The sequence below is a fragment of the Dyadobacter chenwenxiniae genome, from assembly GCF_022869785.1.
Classification (GTDB): domain Bacteria; phylum Bacteroidota; class Bacteroidia; order Cytophagales; family Spirosomataceae; genus Dyadobacter; species Dyadobacter chenwenxiniae.
In genome coordinates this window covers 3,600,091-3,618,977 of the sequence record NZ_CP094997.1, presented here as the reverse complement: position 1 = coordinate 3,618,977, position 18,887 = coordinate 3,600,091, and the positions used below count along the sequence as shown (strand labels likewise).

Sequence of the window (18,887 nt, the reverse complement as noted above, 5' to 3'; positions counted from 1 at the left end):
CAAGCCGAACCTATGAGAAGAATTTTAATTCAGTTTTTGTTACTGGCAATCGTTTTCGGCTGTCATAAAGAGCTGCCACCGCAGCCGGTAGCTGTATTTACTTTCGCGCCAGAAACCTGCACTGCACCTTGTAAGGTAACATTCACCAGCAGATCGGAAAATGCAAATAACCTCGAATGGGATTTTGATGATGGAAAAGGTATCAAAACAGGCAGCGGGCCAATTGAATATAATTTTGAAGACGGAAAAGACTACTATGTTAAGCTAATTGCTAAAAGTGCGGACGGAGGCAGTCATGGAATCACACAGAAAGTCGTGGTGAATGCCAAACCGGCCTCAAAACCAGAAGCCATTTTTTCAGTTACGCTCGACCATGATAGCATAGCGCCAGCTACGGCGACATTCAGCAATCTATCTAAAAATGCTAAAACTTATCTATGGAACTTCGGTGACGAAGAAAATAGCACTCCGTCTAATCCAAATACCAGCAAAGAGCAGAATCCGAAACACCGATATGAAAAGCCCGGAAAATATAGCGTATCGTTAACATCTTATAATGAAGAAAATGTAGCTTCCGAACCAAAGGTTATCGTAGTTGAAGTCAAGTCAATGAAACCTATCGCTAACTTCACCTTTCCTGAGAATGAATGCTTTGCCCCCTGTGAAATTGCTTTCACAAATAAGTCAACCGGTGCGAAATCATATAGCTGGGATTTTGGAGATGAAGGTGCGAAGAGCGCAGAGATTTCACCCAAACATACATTCAAAGAAGCTAAATCCTATATCGTAACTCTGACTGCTTTTGGCGATGGAGGCCAAAGCAATGTTAAGACAGATACGGTTATTATAAAGAAGAGCGAATCTAATGCGGTGAGTATTTCCAGCGAATGGAATGAGCCTCGTGACATCATTGCTGACGCAGTTGGAAATATATACATATGTGGTATAACGAGAGGCGAAACCAGATTTGGTGACGGAAGAGTTTTTTCCTCCAATTCAAAAGGTAAAAACGATTTTTACATTGCGAAATATAACATCTCTGGGCAGATGATCTGGGCATACGTGGATGGAAGTGTAGAAGATGACGCTGCGAATGGCATGGCCCTGGATGATCAAGGGAATGTATACCTTACCGGTTTCGTCGGTGGTGCAGTACAAATTAACAATATAATACCCCAGGGTAACTCTGATGGCTTCGTTGCCAAATTCAATGCCGCAGGTGTGCGGCAATGGTTTACTCTTTATGGAGGCCCCGACAATGATGATGGTGCAGCATTGGCATTTTATAATACTCCAGAAGGCCCAAGAGTCTACTTAGCAGGCAACCTCACTGGCGATCCAAGAAGAGATAACATAAATTTTTTCAACGGAGCCCCGAAGATGTCTGCCTTCGATGAGGATATTGTTTTTGTTTTTGTAGACGCAAATAATGGAATGATCAGGCAGCCTACTATTTTGACACATGTTGGTAATCAGCGCGTTAATGCCTTGAAAGTGGATAGCGACGGAAATGCTTACTTAGCCGGAACATTTGAAGATGTAATTATCTTTCCAGGGTCCGACCCACCGCTCGAGTCGCTTGGTCGGACTGATGCCTTTGTTGCGAAATGGATATTACACCCAGGCCGCTTCGAGTGGTCCAGACGAGCAGGATCTCCAAATGAAGACTCCGGATATGATGTTGTAATTGATAACGGGAGAAACGTATATGTAACGGGAAAATATATTGGCCCTTTAACTCCCTTGGGTGTAGGCAGTAGAGGAGATATTAATGTTTTCCTTGGCAGATGGAATGCCGACGGAAGTACAAATAACGAAATCCCCTGGGGTAAAAGCGGTTTCAATAATGGCAACAATGATTATCCTGGTGGCATTGCCATTAGTCCAAGCGGAAATATTTTAATATCCGGATCCTATCCTGGCACAGGCAGTTTTCCTTTTGATACCCGGGTTCCTTTTGAATCGCAAGGGAGCACCGATATGATCATAGCAGAGGTTGGCGCGGGTGATGGCCTGGCAACAAACAAATTCCAGATCACCGGTGGAGGACGAGGCGAAGACCAGGGAATCAAAATTTGCGTGTCGCCTGATGGCCATGTGTACAGTGCCGGATTTTTTTCCGGAACGGCAACATTCAACGGTAAGGAGCTTTCTACGACTGGATCTCGCAATACCTATATCGTAAAATACAAATACTAACTGCTCAATGGGAAAACCAGCTGCAAGAATAGGCGATATGCACGTCTGCCCAATGGTAACCGGGCTCGTACCACACGTAGGCGGCCCGGTCATCGGCCCTGGCGTCCCAACCGTCCTGATCGGCGGAATGCCTGCCGCGGTCTCAGGCGATATGTGCGTATGCACCGGCCCGCCTGATACGATTGTGCTTGGTTCTACTGGTGTTTTTATTGGTGGAAAACCGGCCGCAAGGATGGGGGATATGTGCGCACATGGCGGGACGATTGTGGTTGGGTTGCCTACGGTTTTGATTGGGGAGACGTATGCGGGGAGTGCGGCTGCGGGCGCGCCTCCGGCGGCGTTGGCGGCAGGGTTGAAAGATATGCCCGATGCCCTTTCGAAGGTAGTCGCCCAGGCCGTCACATTGAAGAGGGCGGCAGATAATGGTGTTCCGTTTTGCGAGAAATGTTAAAAATCAGCTATGAAGATTTATAAAAAGCAGTATCAGTCAATTGATCTGATCCTAATAAATGCATATCAGAAAAAAGTAATTGCCTACCTGACGCAAACTTTTGATACTAAAACTTTCCCAAGTTTGCTAGGAGGTCTCAGTGCGGAACAATTCACATATAAATGTTATAGGCAGGCAATAGAATATAATATTGATCAGGAAGCAAGTGTAACTGCTTATACCTTATTAAGTATATTAAATGGTATTAATTTTATTGAAAAGCCGGAATACGAAATATACAAATATAAACTATTAGAAGATACTACGGATTCTAACTTGTATATCTTTGAAATTCCATCACTTTCAATGAAGTAGAAAAATGGATATTCTGTTTACTCAAAAAGCATTGGGATGTGCTGAAAATTGTATTTCTAAACAACCGAACAAGGAGAGCAGGTATCTTAGAAGGCAATCTCTAATTTACGAGGGTAAGCAAAGTGGTAATGAAATTTTGATGTTAGCTGCTGAAAGGTTAGAACGAAACAGTCGGGCAGTAGAAAATGCCAAACTGAGTAAGGATGTTTATGATGCAGACAAGAATTTTATATCACCTATTGAAGGTCAACCCGAGGGTTGGCATAAACTTGATGAAGCGGAACTTAATTCGATTGGTATTAATAAGTCAGATTTAATAGATCCCATCAGCGATTTTAAAGCAGCAATTTATAAACCTAGTTTTAAATCTCCTCCTCCAAAATATGTCGTCGCTTTTGCAGGAACTGATTCCGTTACTGATATGGAACACAATATCAAACAAGGTTTGGGAAAAAAGTCAGAACAATATAACTATGCTATGGAAATAGCTAAAAGGATTCAAAACAGAGTTGGGACTGCAAACGTAGAGTTCACTGGCCATTCATTGGGAGGAGGACTTGCTTCTGCGGCAAGCACTGTTACGGGCAGTAAAGCTTCAACTATTAACTCTGCGGGGCTCAACATGGCGACAGTAAAGCGCTTAGGGATTGATCCCGAGGTATTTGAAGCCAGGGCTAAGAACATTGACGCATTTTATTCTAAAAGCGACCCGCTTAATAACATACAGGACAATTTTTCGCTTACTCCAAAAGCCATAGGCAACAGATTCGATGTTAATGTTCCGAATATGGATCAACATTCATGGCTTGCGTTAATTATTCCTGTAATTGCCCTTAGTTTTCTCTCACCCATATTATCAGTGGTCTATGGCCTGCGTAAGAGTGGGAACATGGCCTTGCAGGGGCATAGTGTTGATCAAATGATTGTCAACTTTGAATATGAAAAAAATATGGATGAATATATCTTGTCAATCGGTAAAGATACGTCTATGCTTGGGTAGCATATTTACTGTTATATTTGCTATTGCGTACTATTTTTTTATTATGACACAAAACAGTGATTTATTCCGAGGAGAAGATTGTAAAATAGCAGAAGCTGTTTGCAATGAGGATTTGAATTATCTGGAAAGTCATTTAAACGAATCTAATATAAATCATCTGAATGAAGGTGGATTGACATTTATTAATCTAGCCTATTTAAAAAATAAAAAAAAATCTTTTAAGTGGCTGATAAATCACTCAGCGGATCCAAACGTGCCGATTTATCAAAATGGCTCATATCTAACTTTTTTACTGAATTTGGCAATAAAAGATGATTCAAATTTTTATTATCAGCTTCTTATTGGTAAAGGAGATTTTGAATTGAAAGATTATAAAGGGCTTAGTCCGGTACATAATGCATTAAGAGTTTCACAGTTTGAAAGAGCTTTGGAATTAATAGATGCGGGTGCCAATATTAATGTAGTTGATAGTCATCATCAGACTCCAGTCTTTTATTTATGCCAGATTGGTAATTATGAACTGGCGTATAAATTTCTACAACGCGGTGCAGATATAGATATACCGGATGATGGAGGAATTAAAATAGCTTTTATGATTTCCAATGACCAGCTTCCAATCAAGTCTAAGGCGTATTTCTGGCAACAGAAGATCCTGGAGGAATTCATATACCACTAGATAACCTTATTCCATGCCAACCCACCTCCTCCTAGACGCAGCCCGCATGGAAGATGCAATGGATCGGGCACGGGAACTTAATCCTTTGCACGCGTCGCTTTACCGCAACAAGGAGGGACAGGATGAGATTCTTCCTTCTGTGGCGCCGTTTTTGTTTACGTATCCCTATACAGCCGACTTTGAGGAGTTTGTAATGGGCGAGGGGTGGGGCAATTCCTGGGGCCTTTGGGTGGAGAGTAATGCTGAGTTTGAGGAGCTTTACAAACATTTTCGTCGGTTTCTCATGGTGCAGACGGAAGATGGACAGGAGCTTTATTTTCGGTTTTATGATCCGCGGGTTTTGCGGATTTTTCTGCCTACTTGCGATCAGGATCAGCTAGCAGAGTTTTTCGGGCCTGTCAGCCAGTTTGTTATGGAGGATGAAGATCCTGCTTTTTGCATTCTGTTTTCACTTTGGCAAGCGCAATTGTTTGTGGATCGCCAGGATGCTTCTTTATTGAAATATATTCTGAATGATGAGGTAAGCGGCTGAAATGTGCCCGCGTGATTAACGATTACATTCGTAAAAGTAGGTGTTGTCCCCGCTGAAAAGATTCGATTTCGTAGGGAAGCCTTCGCTGTTATATTGTGTGAATGCGGTTGCTTCATTTACCTGCATTTCATCCATCGATCCGGCGCGGTATATCGCCTTCGTGTAGCTGGTTATATTATGTAAAATAACACCTTCCGGTGCCAGGTAGGACGGATGACCCAGAAATACGCGGGAGAGTAAATTGATATTTTTTTGATTATCATATCTCCATTCCTCAACACAATTCGTCTCAAAAGCCAGAGCGGGATCCCGGAAAGTTTTTCTGATTAATTGTCCCTCATTATCATATTCCAATTTTTGCTTTGCATTGTCTGTAAACTCGATCTCGGAAATTCGGTTATTTGCAATGATATATCTGGTGACTCTGTATGTTTTGGTAAAATTCTGGTGTTTAAGTGTATACAATTCACTTGGATTTTCACTGCTCGGGTTAATCGAGGTGAGCAGGCCGGTTTCAGAATAGTTGTAAACAGTGCCGTCAACAGTGACTTTTGAAACATTGTAATTTGAATGATACTCGTACTGAAGGGCCGACCTGCTTATCGTACTTCCCCCGGCAGGATTGTTCCGGTCCTTGACGGTTGTTCTCAAAATTTCGGTGGAGGACAATAATCCGTCATTATTATATTTATGAGTAAACCTTCCGGAACTGATCTCGACCACAACCTGGCTATTGTTTCTCACCGATAAAGAATAATTCCGAACCGTCAGAAAACCGTCTGCGTAAGTATAATCGTTGACGATTCGGGAGACCGGAGCACCCGAAACTTCGTTTTCTATTTCCGTACTTCGAAGCGGGAAGTCATTCGCGTCGTAGCTGTAAAGAGCTTCGTAATTTCCGCTGATCTGGTGCTGCCTTGTTTGTTTGGTGAATTTACATTTGGCGTAGATCTGCACCGTCTTCTTTTTCATGCTGGTCAAACTTCCATTTTTGGTGACAAGTATGACATTATACGCTCCTGCACGCTTGTAATTGTGTTTTGGTGAAAGATCGGTTGATAAACCTCCATCCCCGAAGTTCCATAGATACGTGATCCCACTGGTGGATTTGTTTGTGAATGTGACATCACAATTATGTGTGCAGTCGTCCCCGGAGATATCAAATTCCGCTGTCGGTTGCACAGACTGCGGCGCAGTCACGCGTAAAGTCTTGGTCAGCGTGTCATTTGGAAGGCCATTTGCCTTTGCAATTAATGTAATGGCATAACTGCCAGGATCGTTGAAAGTGCGGCTAAGTTTCACTTCACGTGTCTCAACAGGCGTATTGTCGCCAAAAAACCAGGTAAAGGACGTGGAATGAATAGAGGAGTTGGTGATGGATACTGTGCACGGAGCGGCGCATTCGGTGGCCGGGTCCAGTTCAAAAATTGCTTTGGGGAGCGGTCTGTCGGGCTTCTCCACTTTCACCGGCCTGGAAATTCCATGGGACCCGCCGCCACTTTTGGCGATCAGTCTCACTGTGAAATCGCCGCCAATCTTGAAGTTGTGAGTAACCTCGACATCGCTGCTGGTCACGATGGTCGAGGTGTCCCCAAAATCCCATTCATAAGCACTGGCATTCCGGGAAGTGTTTCTGAACGTTGCAGGCACGCCCGCCTTGATCGTTCCCGTCGGCACTTCGAAATCCGCTTCCGGAAACTCGACCTCTTTGTGACAGGAGAGGACGACCGCCAACAAAACCATCAAAATAATATTTTTCATCATTGGATTAATCTTTGTTTAAATGGAAATCCCCATAAACTGTTAATTCCCGTTAATAAAGATAAAATCACTATTAGCTCGCAACAATACGTCATTTGACGTATTTTAGATAGCAATTTTACGATTGAGACGATTGTGCGGATTGAGGAGGTGCTACAGGTGGAGTTGATTGGGGTTAAGGTGGAGTGAGTAACAAGCCTGCCAAATTCTTCAGAATAGAGATTCTGGAAATTGCTCATCCTCCGTAATGCAAGAATTATCTAATTCTGCGGAGGAAAATCCTTTTTCTCTCGCAAGTAAGGTCTCCCTATGTTCCATTGCCTCCGGAACAGAGGTGAATTCCGCCTTGAAACCGAGTTCAGTAATTTTACTTTCGATCTCCTCTAACGACACATTAAAAAATTCCCTCCGGTAGTTTAGCATGTTGACCTTTAAAGTCCAGGATACCCATATGTATTGGAATGGAGGTTTTGAATAAATCAAATATATATAACTAATTCAAAAAAAATAATCCAACGTGTCGGATCAAATCGCAGAGTACGTTTAGCCGCAGAGCGGCTCCTTGTTTATAGAAAAGTACATTCCAATATTAATGCAAAGGCCCCAGCGGGGCCTCCTGATTGATTGCCAATTCAAAGGAGGCCCCGCTGGGGCCAGAAACATACGATCTTCGATTTTCTAGAAACAGGTAGCTCCTCCGGAGCTTTAAGCTGTCTTTTTTGTCTACCCCCGAATCAGCCGCTCCAACCGCCCCATCATTTCATCCTTCTCCTTCAACATCCGCTCATACAAAGCAATCTTCTCCTCGTGAAGTTGAATAATCTTTTCAACCGGATGTAAATTAAAGGTGCCGAAGTTGAAGGAGTTTTCAACTTTATCAAATGTGTTCGCGATAATATTCACAGCTTGCTGCTCATCAAAATTCCGAATCGCCTCAGCAGGAATTTTAAGAATCGCCGCAACTTGTTCCAAAATATCAGAATCAATTTTTTCTTTTTGTTCGAGTAGCGAGATTTTTTGCTGGTTCCAATCTTCACCGAGCTCAAATGCTAGCGCATCTTGCTTCACCGACATCATTTCCCTGAAACGCTTCAAATTACGGCCTTCGTGAATCTTTGGATTGGAGGTAGTATGTGTCATGCGAAAAGGTGTTTGGTTAAAAAAAGCAATTTATGTAAATCTCCCCGGAAGTGCCCGGATATCTTACATGCATTGCAATGTATGTTACCTGATGGATTCGTTGCGTACAATTGGGGAGAGTCGGTGCTTTAACTAGCCATCCTCCCCAAGTGACATGGCAAAATGCCTTTGCAATCTGCTTCGAGAAGAAAGTTCATTTATGGACAGCTACCAAGTTTGCGCCAATATATCAATTTTTTTAGTTAGCGATCTCCGATCTGTTTTGTTCAATCAACTCGGTTGGCGTCAGGCCGAATGTTTTTTTGAAAGCGAATGAAAAGTGCGACAGGTTTTCAAACCCAACTTCTAGATAAACCTCAGAAGGCCGCATTGATCTCTTTGAAATGAGATAATGCGCTTGTTCCAAACGCTTTTGCTGTAACCACTTTTCGGGCGATGTTTCAAATATCTTTGTAAAATCCCGTTTGAAGGTAGACAGGCTACGCCCTGCGAGTTTAGCAAACGATGATAGGGGAATGTTATACTTGAAATTGTGGTTCATGTACGTTTCCAAATCCATCTTATGCGGTTCCTGAAAATCAAACAAAAGTTTTCGGTAAACATCACCGCTTTGTAGCAATAGCTCAATGGCTTCACGGGTTTTTAGCTCCGCTAGCTTTGCTGTTAGTTTGCTCGGATGATCGACGTAGGGCAGCAATGAATCAAAAAATCCCTTTAAAAACACATTGCCTGTTAAGTCAATCATAGCGTGCCCCTTATACCCGCTTTGTTTTGGAACATCATTTTCTGCTGCGTATTGGAGTAAAGATTTTTGATCAAGGAATATGCAGATCAATGAAGGCGGCTCACCGTTTGGACCTGCTTTTTTGAGCTTTTTGAATAACTCATTTTTACGCATTAAGCAGATGGTGCCTTCCCTCATCACAAATGTTCCGTCATTCGAAAAATAGTACGATTCGCCTGACAGCATGATTCCCAGGGCGTGTTCGGGAAAGTAATGTTCACTGCTTTGCGTTTTTTGATGACCCAGTGCATACAGGATATTATGTTGAATGACGACGTTTTCCACAGCACACTATTTTATTTGGCTCATGATCAATCTATCCATTTGCTTGTCGGATAGAATTTTTCTCAAAAATAGCAAAAGCGAGGAGGCCATTTGTGAAGTCGTATACCGTGTTTTCGGACTTTTTGCTTCTATCCCGTTCCTGACGAGCTTAGCGATCACTTCCGGTTCTGCTATATCCTTATTTAACCGGGTAAATACATTGTGTGTTTTGGCCGCCAGGTCTTTATAAGCGGTATGGCCTGAAACTTTCATGAGAATATCCGTTGCAACATTGCCCCATTCAGATCGGGTGGCGCCAGGCTCAACAACGATCACGTCGATACCAAATTCCTTCACTTCACTTCGCATACTATCGCTCAATGCTTCCAGTGCAAATTTGCTGGCGTGATACCAACCACCCAGTGGAAAAGCAATCTTACCGCCAACAGACGAAATGTTCACAATCTTGCCGTATCTGTTTTCCCGCATTTTCGGTAAAACCAGTTGTGCCAAACGCATGGCACCAAAGACATTCACCTCTAATTGATAGCGTGCGTCTTCCATGGGTATATCTTCGATCGCCCCTTCCAGTCCAAAGCCTGCATTGTTTACCAAAATATCAATACTCCCTTCTTCCTGAAATATTTGATTTACGCACGCTGTCACGCTTTCATCTTTTGTTACATCGAGTGAGATCGGTTTAATGCCGTACGTTTTCAAGTCTTGCATTTTGTCGATCCTGCGCGCTGCACCGTACACATTATAACCATTTTGTGCGAGATAAATGGCAGTCGCTTTGCCAATTCCAGCCGAAGCCCCTGTTACTAACACTGTCTTTTTCATATTGCCTAAGTTTTCTTTTGCTAAAATTTATATAGCAAAGGTAATTCAGGCTCGCAGGTGCGGGTTTGTTGAAAAGTCCAAGTTTGTATGCTGACAGGGTCATGCTTCAAAGGCAGTGCATCACAATAAATTCTTAGTTATAGCCCGCCCTGAATTGCAGTGGTGTTTGCTGTGTCTTTGTTTTGAAAAGCTTGCTAAATGACTGCGGATAATCGAAACCTAATTGATAGGCAATTTCACTGACTGACAGCTGCGTAGTCGAGAGCCTTTCCTTGGCCCGCTCGATCAATTTTTCATGGATCAATTGTTGCGTGGTGCAGCCCGTAAGCTGTTTTAGGCAATCGCTCAGATACTTGGAAGATAAATGTAACTCTTCCGCCAAGAACTGGGCCGTGAGTAAACCATTATTGAGCTGGTCGGACTCAAAGTAATTGTTCAAGATTCTTTCAACTTTATTCAGAAGCTCATCGCTGACTGTTTTGCGCGTGATAAACTGCCGGTTGTAGTAGCGATCGCAGTAAGTCAACATCAGCTCAATATTCGCAATCCATACTTCCTGACTAAAATTGTCAATAGGCAGCAATAATTCTTTGTGCAATTGCAGGAAAATCGTTTCCATTGTCTTCTGCTCATCGTCGGAGAGGATAAGCGCTTCATTGACAGCATAATCAAAATAACCGTAAGACTTGATCTTGCTCCCCAAAGCCGAATTTCGCAGGAAATCCGGATGGATAGATAGCTGCCAGCCAGCTTTGGCAAAGACAAAATCCTTCTCAATAAAGCTTACCTGCCGCGGCGCAAAGCAGGACATTACCCCTTCATCAAAATCAAAAATGCTTTGGCCGTACTGAATTTTGCAGGGGCATTCTGTCTTCAGAGTCACCTGGTAAAAATCCGTAATAAGCCTTGTACGCTCTTCAATTTTTATTTCGGGAAAATCCTTAAATGGGATCAGGCTCACCATTGGATGCCTGGGCTTCGGGAGCTGCAAGAGTTGGTGCAGCTGGCTGATAGACTGAATGTGAACCGTCGTTGTCGTTTCCATCGTACTAAGTTAGTTACAAGAGCGCTAATTTTTTCTGATAGGACTTGGCCATAAAGCGGGTGATCATCGCATTAGGCAATAACGCCACGATACGTGAGCCCAGGCGGTTCCTGCTTCCGGATACGTGGAAATGTTTTTTTGTGTTTAATGCCTGCAATAGTTCGTCGGCCACTTCGTCCGGCGTCTGCGTTGCAGCGGTTTGATAATCTGCGTTCAGTCCGGCTCCCTTTTCATTATTGATGCCCGCAGCTTCGTTGAAATTGGTTTTTGTGAGTCCCGGCGCAAACAACATAACCTGAATATTATATGGTTTACATTCTTCTGTTATCGCCTCGGTAAAGGAGCGGACAAATACTTTGCTCGCTGCATAAGTCGCCATGTAGGGTACCGGAGCGAAAGCTGCCAGCGAGGCTACATTGATGATTGTACCGCTTTTACGATCACGCATAGGTTGCATGAAAAGATGCGTCATAGCCACCAGGGATGCATTATTTAGTTGCATCAGATCCAATTCCGATTGCAAATTCAACGTTGCAAACTCACCACCTGAGCCGATTCCGGCATTGTTGACCAGCATATCGATTTCCCAGTTTTGTCTTCGGGTTTCTTGAAAAATTTGAAATGGAGCCTCCTGTTTAGCAAGGTCTGCCGCAATGTAAGCTGCCTGCACTCCGTAGGTTTCCTGTAATTGTTTACTAAGCTTGGAGAGTTTCTCCGCGTTGCGGGCTACAAGAACGAGGTTATGCTTTTTCTTAGCCAGCTTTATTGCCAAAGCTTCTCCGATTCCGCCAGAAGCTCCCGTTACCAATGTATATTTCATTTTGTCTCTGCATTAAATGATGATGCAAAAGACGCTCGGTACGCTGAACAACTTGTAATCAAAAGTCGGTTTGTTGTGTTCAATAATCGGGTGACTCGTCAAGCAATGCGAAGTGTATATGTCAAGGACGAGCAATCAGCAGTATTTGGATTACTACTACAAAAATCCTGACAAGCCATTTTGCAAAACTTGAATCCTCAGCCCGAAAAAACAAGCTCAGCGTAAGGCAGAAGGGCTTGGTTTATGAAAATGGAGTCAGAGAAAACAGTTCTGAAACCAGTAATAAAATCTGAATGGTCAATCTTCGAGTAAATTCAGAAATAACGATTTCGTTAAAGTCTTCCTGTGAGTTATTACTTCAAATTCGTTTCGACCCGACCTTTCAGCACAACCCTTTCCGGATAGATTGGACCGAAAGAAGAATTTCTCTGACTTATCTTAAAACTGAGGTCGAATTCGGCATGAATTGCTCCGGTGAGGGGATCGTAACTTAAAACATTAATAGTGTTTTCCACACTTCTGTCCATTACATATTGGTCTTTACCAGCATCACAATTGATGCTGGTAAACTTCAATACAGTGTATTCGTGCTCGGTTAACTCTACAAACTTGTTCATTGATGTGATTCCAGTAGCAAGGGGTACCCTAAACAGCAAAGTCTCTAAAATACAAGATTCAATGGGACGATTGGTCAGCAAAGAAGATATAGAGATGAATAACTCCTGGCTTCCACCCACGGAATTTGGAGGGCTTAAGACCTCGGCGTTAATTGAAAGGTATGGTGCATGATTCCATGTATGCCCATTGAAAGAAGCCTCAATCTGGCCACCCAGAATTTCAGACTTGTAAGTTTGGATATCAGAGCCATCCATATTTTTTGGGTATTGCCCATCATATGAATTTGGATTGAAGCCGATGTCATCCTTACAAGAAAAAGTAAGGATGACAAAAACCAGAATACTTACCGTTTTCATAACTTAATTATTTAAGCACAACAAAGGGTCTGGCGGTGGTTTTTGTACCGCTTTTGAATTTGCATATATACATGCCACTATTTAACGATGTTAATTCAACAAAATGTTTGTGACTCCCGGCGGCGACACCTTTAATTGTTTTTTGAACCCTTTTCTGACCTGTTATATCTAATAATTCCAATTCAACATCGGATGTTTCACTAAGAGAGAAATCGACCGTAAGCACTTTATCTGCTGGATTGGGATAGACCGCCTTGACATCAGTAACCAGCTCCTTAGAAGTACTTGCCGTAACAAACTCGGAGGACTGCCTGCATCCCGAACAGATATTTACATTGATTGTGGTAGTTGTAACATAATTTTGTCCCCCGTTATTGATTATGCAACGAAGAAACAGGGTGCCATTGTTACTGGCGTCAATGTTATAGAAATTGACTGCATCCCCAAAACCTACCGGGGACCCATAGTTAAAGCCATCAGTACTGAATTGCCAGGTCGTGGAACCAAGAGGCTGGCAAAAAAAGTATAATTCCCAATCGTACCAACCAGCTGTGTTTATACTTGTTGGGCCGATAATGGTTGCATTAAAAGGTTGCGTTACTGATGGCCTAAAATTTACAACATTCAAACTGGTTTCTGAGATGACTCTGGCAACATGGTTAACGTTACTTGTTCCGGTCGGCACGCCGTTGAAATTTACATTTGGGCTGGAAAAGTGCATTATACGGTTTGAATTGTCTTGAAACGTATGCATCATCGTCCGAAATGCGCCGTTGGCTGCAAATGCAAAACCGTGGGAATATGAAGGTGGACCTGGGTCAGTCTGATGACGTCCCCCCATTAAATGACCTAATTCATGAGTGAATGTGAAAAAATTCGCAGCACTTGAGAAGGGCCCCCTTACGATGGCTGCATAATTAACATTACTCGCCGGGACAACAACAACTGAACCAATAGCCCCATTATTATATTCCCGTTCTACCATGCAAATCACCAGGTCTGCATTGTGTTGATTTCTTAGGTTCTGGATGTTTGCATTGTCCCGCACGAAAGCCGCAGCTTGTTCAGCGTCGGGCGTACCCTCAGGATCGTTTGCCCCAGCGAAGTTTACCAACTGCGTGCCAGTTAATACAATATTGTTTGTCTGGGGCGTTGATACCCCCGAGTTAGCTAATGTCTGATTGTACTGTTGGACCGACAAATTGATTGTCTGTCCAATGTTCGCTACGCTGTTGGCGGCTGCTTGGGTATATACCACTAAAACCCGGGTTGGTTCCGTACACACGCCCATTCTCGCGCCTTTGTCTGTTGGAATTGAAGGCTGCACTATCGTATCTGGCTTTGCATAGCCGTGCTCACCAGAACTACACTGGACGGTGATATCCGTTCTGTCTTCCTGCAGAATAGATATTCCATCGTCCAAAGTATATACCTGAAAGTACCGTTTGCCAACATTGAATGCTCCGGATATAGCCCCTTTTTCACTTATAAAAGTCGCCGTAGATAAATAATCTTTCGAATGGCCGTACCATACAAAATCAAGGTCAGATTCAGCATTGACCTTTTGTGCAATGAAAGTGAATTTTTCTTGTGAACCCGGGATGGAAAATGTGAGGACTCCGTTTTTTTGGATTCGGGGTATTCGCCCAATTTTTACTGGAACGATCTGCTGGTAGAGCCTGGATCCGTTCATCTTATTAATCTTTTCTGAGACAGTCGCCTGAAGCGAAACCTCGTCTTTCGAAATAACTGTAAATAGATCCGTTTCTGAGCCAGTTGACTGGCCAACTACCGAACTTATAGCAACCAATAATAACAGGACAGCCAAGTATGGCTGTTTACTCTGTAAGGATAAACCGCCTCTTAGTTCTGCGATAAATCTGATGGGAGAAAATGTAAAAAATCTGTTCATTGTTTTTTGAAGTTAAAATGAGCAAAAAGAATACTTTTTTACACGAAGACTCCAATGCGCCCCATATGGTTGTAACTATTTTTACATTTATTTAAATTTTTTCTTAAAAATAGAAATTTAAGTAGCATTAATATGACGCAAAAGAGCTACAATCTTGAATACGTATATCAGAATCGAACCAATGGGTGGATCGGATCAATTCTCTTCTCGAACCGATTCCATCGAACTCAATGCAAACGAACGTTACAACGCAAAAAAATGATGACTGCAAGCCGGCACTGTTATCCGGGAGAAAACTACTTTCCAGAAGACCGCAGCTATGTAGTCGTTGAATCCATTGAGGTATCTAAAAGATAAAGGAGTTCTCCGCCTGGCCAGACTATCGAAACTTACTCTACTGGACGAACTCTTACGTTCAATCTGAAACTCAATAAGCGACCAGAATCAAACTTGGCAAGCAAACCACTCGGACGCATTAAACATGCACTATTTTGCTAACCGCACAATGGGTTAATAACGTTAGTCAAGATAAATACGCCCATCCTTCAATTGCCAAGTCAAAAAAACAGTGAGCTGCTTTATTTATCAGATCTCAGCAATCAATTGCCTCGGGTTCAGCCCGGGGAATAAGTTATTCAATGCTTGCCAAACAGGGACGTAAAGCCTGATCCCGTTCTCTGGTCCACAATGTTCAAAATGTAGGTTCCGGCAGGTAATGCTTGCAAATCAAGTTTGATAGTCTCGACAGCGCCTGATTTCTGCTGCGTCATTACCCTGCCTGTTATATCCAGAACATACAGCTCAACCGGCTTGTTTATTTTGATACCGGATACATTTAAAATCCCATCGGTCGGGTTGGGATATACCACATACTGAGCTGGTGCTAATGGCTGTTTTAAGGCGACCATTTTCGAATAACTATATGTCCCATCATAATCGACCTGTTTGAGGCGATAATAGGATAGTGCAACAGGAGAAAGGTCGTAATAATGATATGTTTTTGATTGAGTCGAATTCCCCGTTCCTGCAATCCGTGTCAGGGGGTAAAATATCAAGCCGTCTGACGATCGCTCTACCTGGAAATATTCGTTGTTCGTTTCTTCCGAAGTTGCCCATCGCAGCTCATTCTGGGCGTCAAAGGCTTTTCCTGTAAAATAAATGAGCTTAACAGGGAAAGGGGCAAAAGCATCGGGCTGTAATAATCCTTGTGACAGCATATTTGCCGGGGATTTTAATGTCTGTACGCCTGCCATTTCGCCCACACTCCAATCCAGATACAGGGTTCCGGCATTTCCCTGCCCACCGCCTGCATTAATTATTTGCGGGCTCAGGCTTTGGGCGCGGACTACCAACGTGCAGTTTGCCAAGAAGACAGCTATTAAATACTTTTTCATGTTGATCGGGTTGATGTTAGTAGACCAAAACACTCGTATAGCCCCATTCACAGTTGATCCAGTTCGCGCTGCTGGTAACACCTCCCATTCCAAAGTCATAAGTCCCCGCAGGAAGATTTTTGAAAACGCCGTTGACAGAATGGATAATTCTTGTATTGGCCGGCACCTGAAGTCCAAACATGCCCAGGCCCAACTCTATAATCGGACTGCCTGGGATGGTACTCTGAGCAATTGGCTTGATACCCAATTCGTTAGCCACAAAATAACCTCCCAAAGCCCTTGATGCAATGACAAAAACTGATTGACCCTCCTGAATGGTTAACCTGACAGGTTTGGTGATGAATGCCATGATGGATGAAGGGTATGGGGCTGAGCCCGCTTCATACGCACTTTGAATAACACCTGGAGAACCTTGTGGCCCCTGAGGGCCTGTCCCACCCAGCAAAATCCAATTTGGGGAACCAGCGGAGCCTTTGTTATAGTAGAATCCCTCCGGCGCTTCGGTCTGGTATACCAACAGCCCGGTTGCTGGCTGAGAAAGGGTTGTTCTTTGCTGGGCGTTCATCCGCGGAACCAGCAATCCTTTGGACTCACTGCTCAGGTCCAGCAATGCGCTTGCGTCCGGAGCGTTTGTCCCGATACCTACATTGCCGCTGTTCTTGTTGATAATGCTATTGCCATTTGTTTTCCACTGATTGTCGGCACTGCTCAATGAATAAGGTACACTCAGCAATTGCGAGGAGCCCATGTCGGTGAAAGCATTACCGCCACTGGGATCGATTTCAACTTTCAGAAATTTCGGACCGTTTTCCCAGTTCGCTGCGTTCATGGAGCCAGACACATCCGTGGCGCCATTACTGCCAATCGCGACCGTAAACAAGCCCAGATTATTGGTGGTAACGCTTCTGGTTTCACTATACTCAGCATTACCCGACGGGCTATCGTGTCGGACACTGAGGCGCAACGTAATGTTCTGATTAGAGAGGGCAATCCCAGCCGCATTCCGGGCAACTGCCTGGTAATTCATTTGTTCAGGTGCCTGCGCCTTGAGTGAAATTTTTCCCAGAAAGCAAAGAAGGAAGGTGAGTATTGATAGCCATTTCATGATAAAAAGTTTAATAGTGTTTAAAATAACGCCGTAAATGTAGAATGGCCCGCCAGCTCAGTACTAAGGGGACTGAGTGGATGGCGGTTTGCCTGGTGTATGCAGTTACTTTATTGAGTACATGATTTAACGGTCAAAGAACACACCGTATCCTGCCCGATTGACGTCCGGTCTGACCGCTAATGAGACGCGCCTGCGACCAAGAAATTGAGTTAGCGGCTATGTTTTTCGCGCGGAATATTTATGGCGTTACAGAACACTCAAAAAAAGTGCATTCCGCTCATTACCAGATTCGCAAGCTGGCGCCTCACCATAGTTTTGCACAAAACAAAACATAAAACAGAAATGAAATCTTTCAGAATTTACAGTTTGCTTTTATTAGCACTCATGGCTATCGCCGCATGCAGCAATGATGATGATGATGCCGTCCAACCTGCGCCCACGTCAGTGGAAGGTACCTGGGAAGGAAAGTATGGAAACGGAACCAAGGTGCCCGACTGGTTCATGGGCTTTGAAATCGACCCCAATGGCGTGATTCATGAGCTGAATGAAGACGGCAAAAAAATCGGCAAAGGGGTGTGGACGATTTCAGGAGATCAGTTTTTATCCACTTATCACAACGACATACCCTACAACTCAAATTATTCGCTTAAAGCAACCTTCATAAAGTCGCAAGGCACATTAAAAGGAACCTGGGGTTTTGGCAATAAGGATACCGATGGTGGCACTTTTGAGTTGGTCAGGAAAGGGGTAACCAACAAACGCTGAGTCAATTGCTTCATAACAATATAAATCATTCAATCACAAGCACATGAAAAAGTTATTAGTACCATTTTGCTTGCTTCTTTTGGCAGGATTTACAGCATTCAGGCCGGTTAGTAAAGTCGACGGTGTATTTATCCGGTCAGCCTACAAATTTGGCGATATGAAGGATTGGGGGAAGGACGATTCCTTAACGGTGATCAAAGTATTGCGGGACGGCTTTTGGATGGTCGCTTATTATGACGACAACAGAAAGGGCCGTGCTTCCTTCAATGGCCTTGCAGGAGGAACATATGAGATAGCAAACGGAAAATACGTGGAGCATATCAGCTTCTATTCCTGGGATTCAACAGCTGCCGGGAAAACTTTTGAATTCGACTTCGAGGTTGGCGACCAGTCGTTTGAACAGCACGGCAAGATCAATTCGGATAAGTACAAAAACTATCCTATTCATGAGAAATTCAAACGGCTGCAAGCAGATACACCATTGGAAGACAAAAGGCTGGAAGGAATCTGGAAAATGACGCGAGGCGAATGGGGAGAGAAGGGCCGGTTTGGAGAAGGCATTTACAAAAATATGACCACCATCAAGATCTATTCCTACCCGATTGCTATATACGCATACTACAATGAGGCGACTAAGAGCTTTCAGGGAGGGGGTGGAGTTCGTTACAATTTCAATGGGGAAACGCTGACGGAAACCAATGAGTTTTGGTCATGGAAGCCGGATGGTAGCCGAAAAGGTCTGTTGCAGACACACCAGATCACATTTGATAAAAACAAAGTGACGCAAAAGGGTTGGGAAGGCAAGCTGCATGAAGAATATGAGAAATTGAAATAATCCGGTAACGAAACGAAACACGGAAACTTT

General features: G+C 43.5%; 17 protein-coding genes and 1 pseudogene. 8 read left to right on the top strand and 10 right to left on the bottom strand.

Annotation, left to right across the window (positions count from 1 at the left end; all coding sequences use genetic code 11):
* Positions 1 to 12: 12 nt before the first annotated feature.
* The 6 genes and pseudogenes from MUK70_RS15415 to MUK70_RS15390 all read left to right on the top strand — a co-directional run bounded on the left by MUK70_RS15415 (position 13) and on the right by MUK70_RS15390 (position 5,212).
* Entirely contained in the window at positions 13 to 2,199 is a 2,187-nt protein-coding gene (locus MUK70_RS15415) for a PKD domain-containing protein (RefSeq protein ID WP_234653519.1), read from the top strand.
* A gap of 7 nt (positions 2,200 to 2,206) precedes the next feature.
* Positions 2,207 to 2,494: pseudogene (locus MUK70_RS15410) on the top strand (PAAR domain-containing contractile injection system baseplate protein); the annotation flags it as partial.
* A gap of 165 nt (positions 2,495 to 2,659) precedes the next feature.
* Entirely contained in the window at positions 2,660 to 3,004 is a 345-nt protein-coding gene (locus tag MUK70_RS15405) for a hypothetical protein (RefSeq protein ID WP_234653517.1), read from the top strand.
* 4 nt (positions 3,005 to 3,008) lie between these two features.
* Complete coding sequence (locus MUK70_RS15400) at positions 3,009 to 4,004, top strand: Tle-like phospholipase domain-containing protein (RefSeq protein WP_234653515.1); 996 nt, start codon at positions 3,009 to 3,011, stop codon at positions 4,002 to 4,004.
* Between the two features lie 43 nt (positions 4,005 to 4,047).
* On the top strand, positions 4,048 to 4,680 hold the full coding sequence (locus MUK70_RS15395; protein WP_234653513.1) for an ankyrin repeat domain-containing protein: 633 nt from the start codon (positions 4,048 to 4,050) through the stop codon (positions 4,678 to 4,680).
* Between the two features lie 13 nt (positions 4,681 to 4,693).
* Positions 4,694 to 5,212 carry a DUF4123 domain-containing protein gene (locus MUK70_RS15390; RefSeq protein WP_234653512.1) on the top strand — a complete coding sequence of 173 codons (519 nt, stop codon included), beginning with the start codon at positions 4,694 to 4,696 and terminating at the stop codon, positions 5,210 to 5,212.
* Between the two features lie 15 nt (positions 5,213 to 5,227).
* On the opposite strand, the gene MUK70_RS15385 is transcribed toward MUK70_RS15390, so the two are convergent.
* From MUK70_RS15385 to MUK70_RS15340, 10 genes are all read right to left on the bottom strand, one after another.
* Entirely contained in the window at positions 5,228 to 6,976 is a 1,749-nt protein-coding gene (locus MUK70_RS15385; RefSeq protein WP_234653510.1) for a PKD domain-containing protein, read from the bottom strand.
* A gap of 720 nt (positions 6,977 to 7,696) precedes the next feature.
* The gene (locus MUK70_RS15380; protein WP_234653508.1) at positions 7,697 to 8,113 is read right to left on the bottom strand and encodes a helix-turn-helix domain-containing protein; all 417 of its coding nucleotides are present in this window, start codon (positions 8,111 to 8,113) and stop codon (positions 7,697 to 7,699) included.
* Between the two features lie 238 nt (positions 8,114 to 8,351).
* Complete coding sequence (locus tag MUK70_RS15375; protein ID WP_234653506.1) at positions 8,352 to 9,182, bottom strand: AraC family transcriptional regulator; 831 nt, start codon at positions 9,180 to 9,182, stop codon at positions 8,352 to 8,354.
* Positions 9,183 to 9,188: 6 nt separating this feature from the next.
* Positions 9,189 to 10,004 (bottom strand): oxidoreductase, encoded by an 816-nt coding sequence (locus MUK70_RS15370; protein WP_234653504.1) that lies wholly within the window; start codon positions 10,002 to 10,004, stop codon positions 9,189 to 9,191.
* Positions 10,005 to 10,137: 133 nt separating this feature from the next.
* Positions 10,138 to 11,049: a helix-turn-helix domain-containing protein gene (locus MUK70_RS15365; RefSeq protein WP_234653502.1), complete on the bottom strand. Its 912-nt coding sequence runs from the start codon at positions 11,047 to 11,049 to the stop codon at positions 10,138 to 10,140.
* A 13-nt stretch (positions 11,050 to 11,062) separates the two neighbouring features.
* A complete protein-coding gene (locus MUK70_RS15360; RefSeq protein WP_234653500.1) occupies positions 11,063 to 11,869 on the bottom strand; it encodes an SDR family NAD(P)-dependent oxidoreductase in 807 nt (268 codons plus the stop codon).
* A 353-nt stretch (positions 11,870 to 12,222) separates the two neighbouring features.
* Positions 12,223 to 12,843, bottom strand: coding sequence for a hypothetical protein (locus MUK70_RS15355; protein WP_234653498.1), 621 nt, complete (start codon positions 12,841 to 12,843; stop codon positions 12,223 to 12,225).
* A gap of 7 nt (positions 12,844 to 12,850) precedes the next feature.
* Complete coding sequence (locus MUK70_RS15350) at positions 12,851 to 14,755, bottom strand: zinc-dependent metalloprotease (protein ID WP_234653496.1); 1,905 nt, start codon at positions 14,753 to 14,755, stop codon at positions 12,851 to 12,853.
* A gap of 635 nt (positions 14,756 to 15,390) precedes the next feature.
* Positions 15,391 to 16,149 (bottom strand): T9SS type A sorting domain-containing protein, encoded by a 759-nt coding sequence (locus MUK70_RS15345; RefSeq protein ID WP_234653495.1) that lies wholly within the window; start codon positions 16,147 to 16,149, stop codon positions 15,391 to 15,393.
* A gap of 16 nt (positions 16,150 to 16,165) precedes the next feature.
* On the bottom strand, positions 16,166 to 17,254 hold the full coding sequence (locus MUK70_RS15340; RefSeq protein WP_234653493.1) for a phage tail-like protein: 1,089 nt from the start codon (positions 17,252 to 17,254) through the stop codon (positions 16,166 to 16,168).
* Positions 17,255 to 17,599: 345 nt separating this feature from the next.
* Between MUK70_RS15340 and MUK70_RS15335 the strand changes: the two genes are divergently transcribed.
* Both MUK70_RS15335 and MUK70_RS15330 read left to right on the top strand, forming a co-directional pair.
* The gene (locus MUK70_RS15335) at positions 17,600 to 18,022 is read left to right on the top strand and encodes a hypothetical protein (protein ID WP_234653491.1); all 423 of its coding nucleotides are present in this window, start codon (positions 17,600 to 17,602) and stop codon (positions 18,020 to 18,022) included.
* A gap of 43 nt (positions 18,023 to 18,065) precedes the next feature.
* On the top strand, positions 18,066 to 18,857 hold the full coding sequence (locus MUK70_RS15330; protein WP_234653489.1) for a hypothetical protein: 792 nt from the start codon (positions 18,066 to 18,068) through the stop codon (positions 18,855 to 18,857).
* Positions 18,858 to 18,887: the final 30 nt, after the last annotated feature.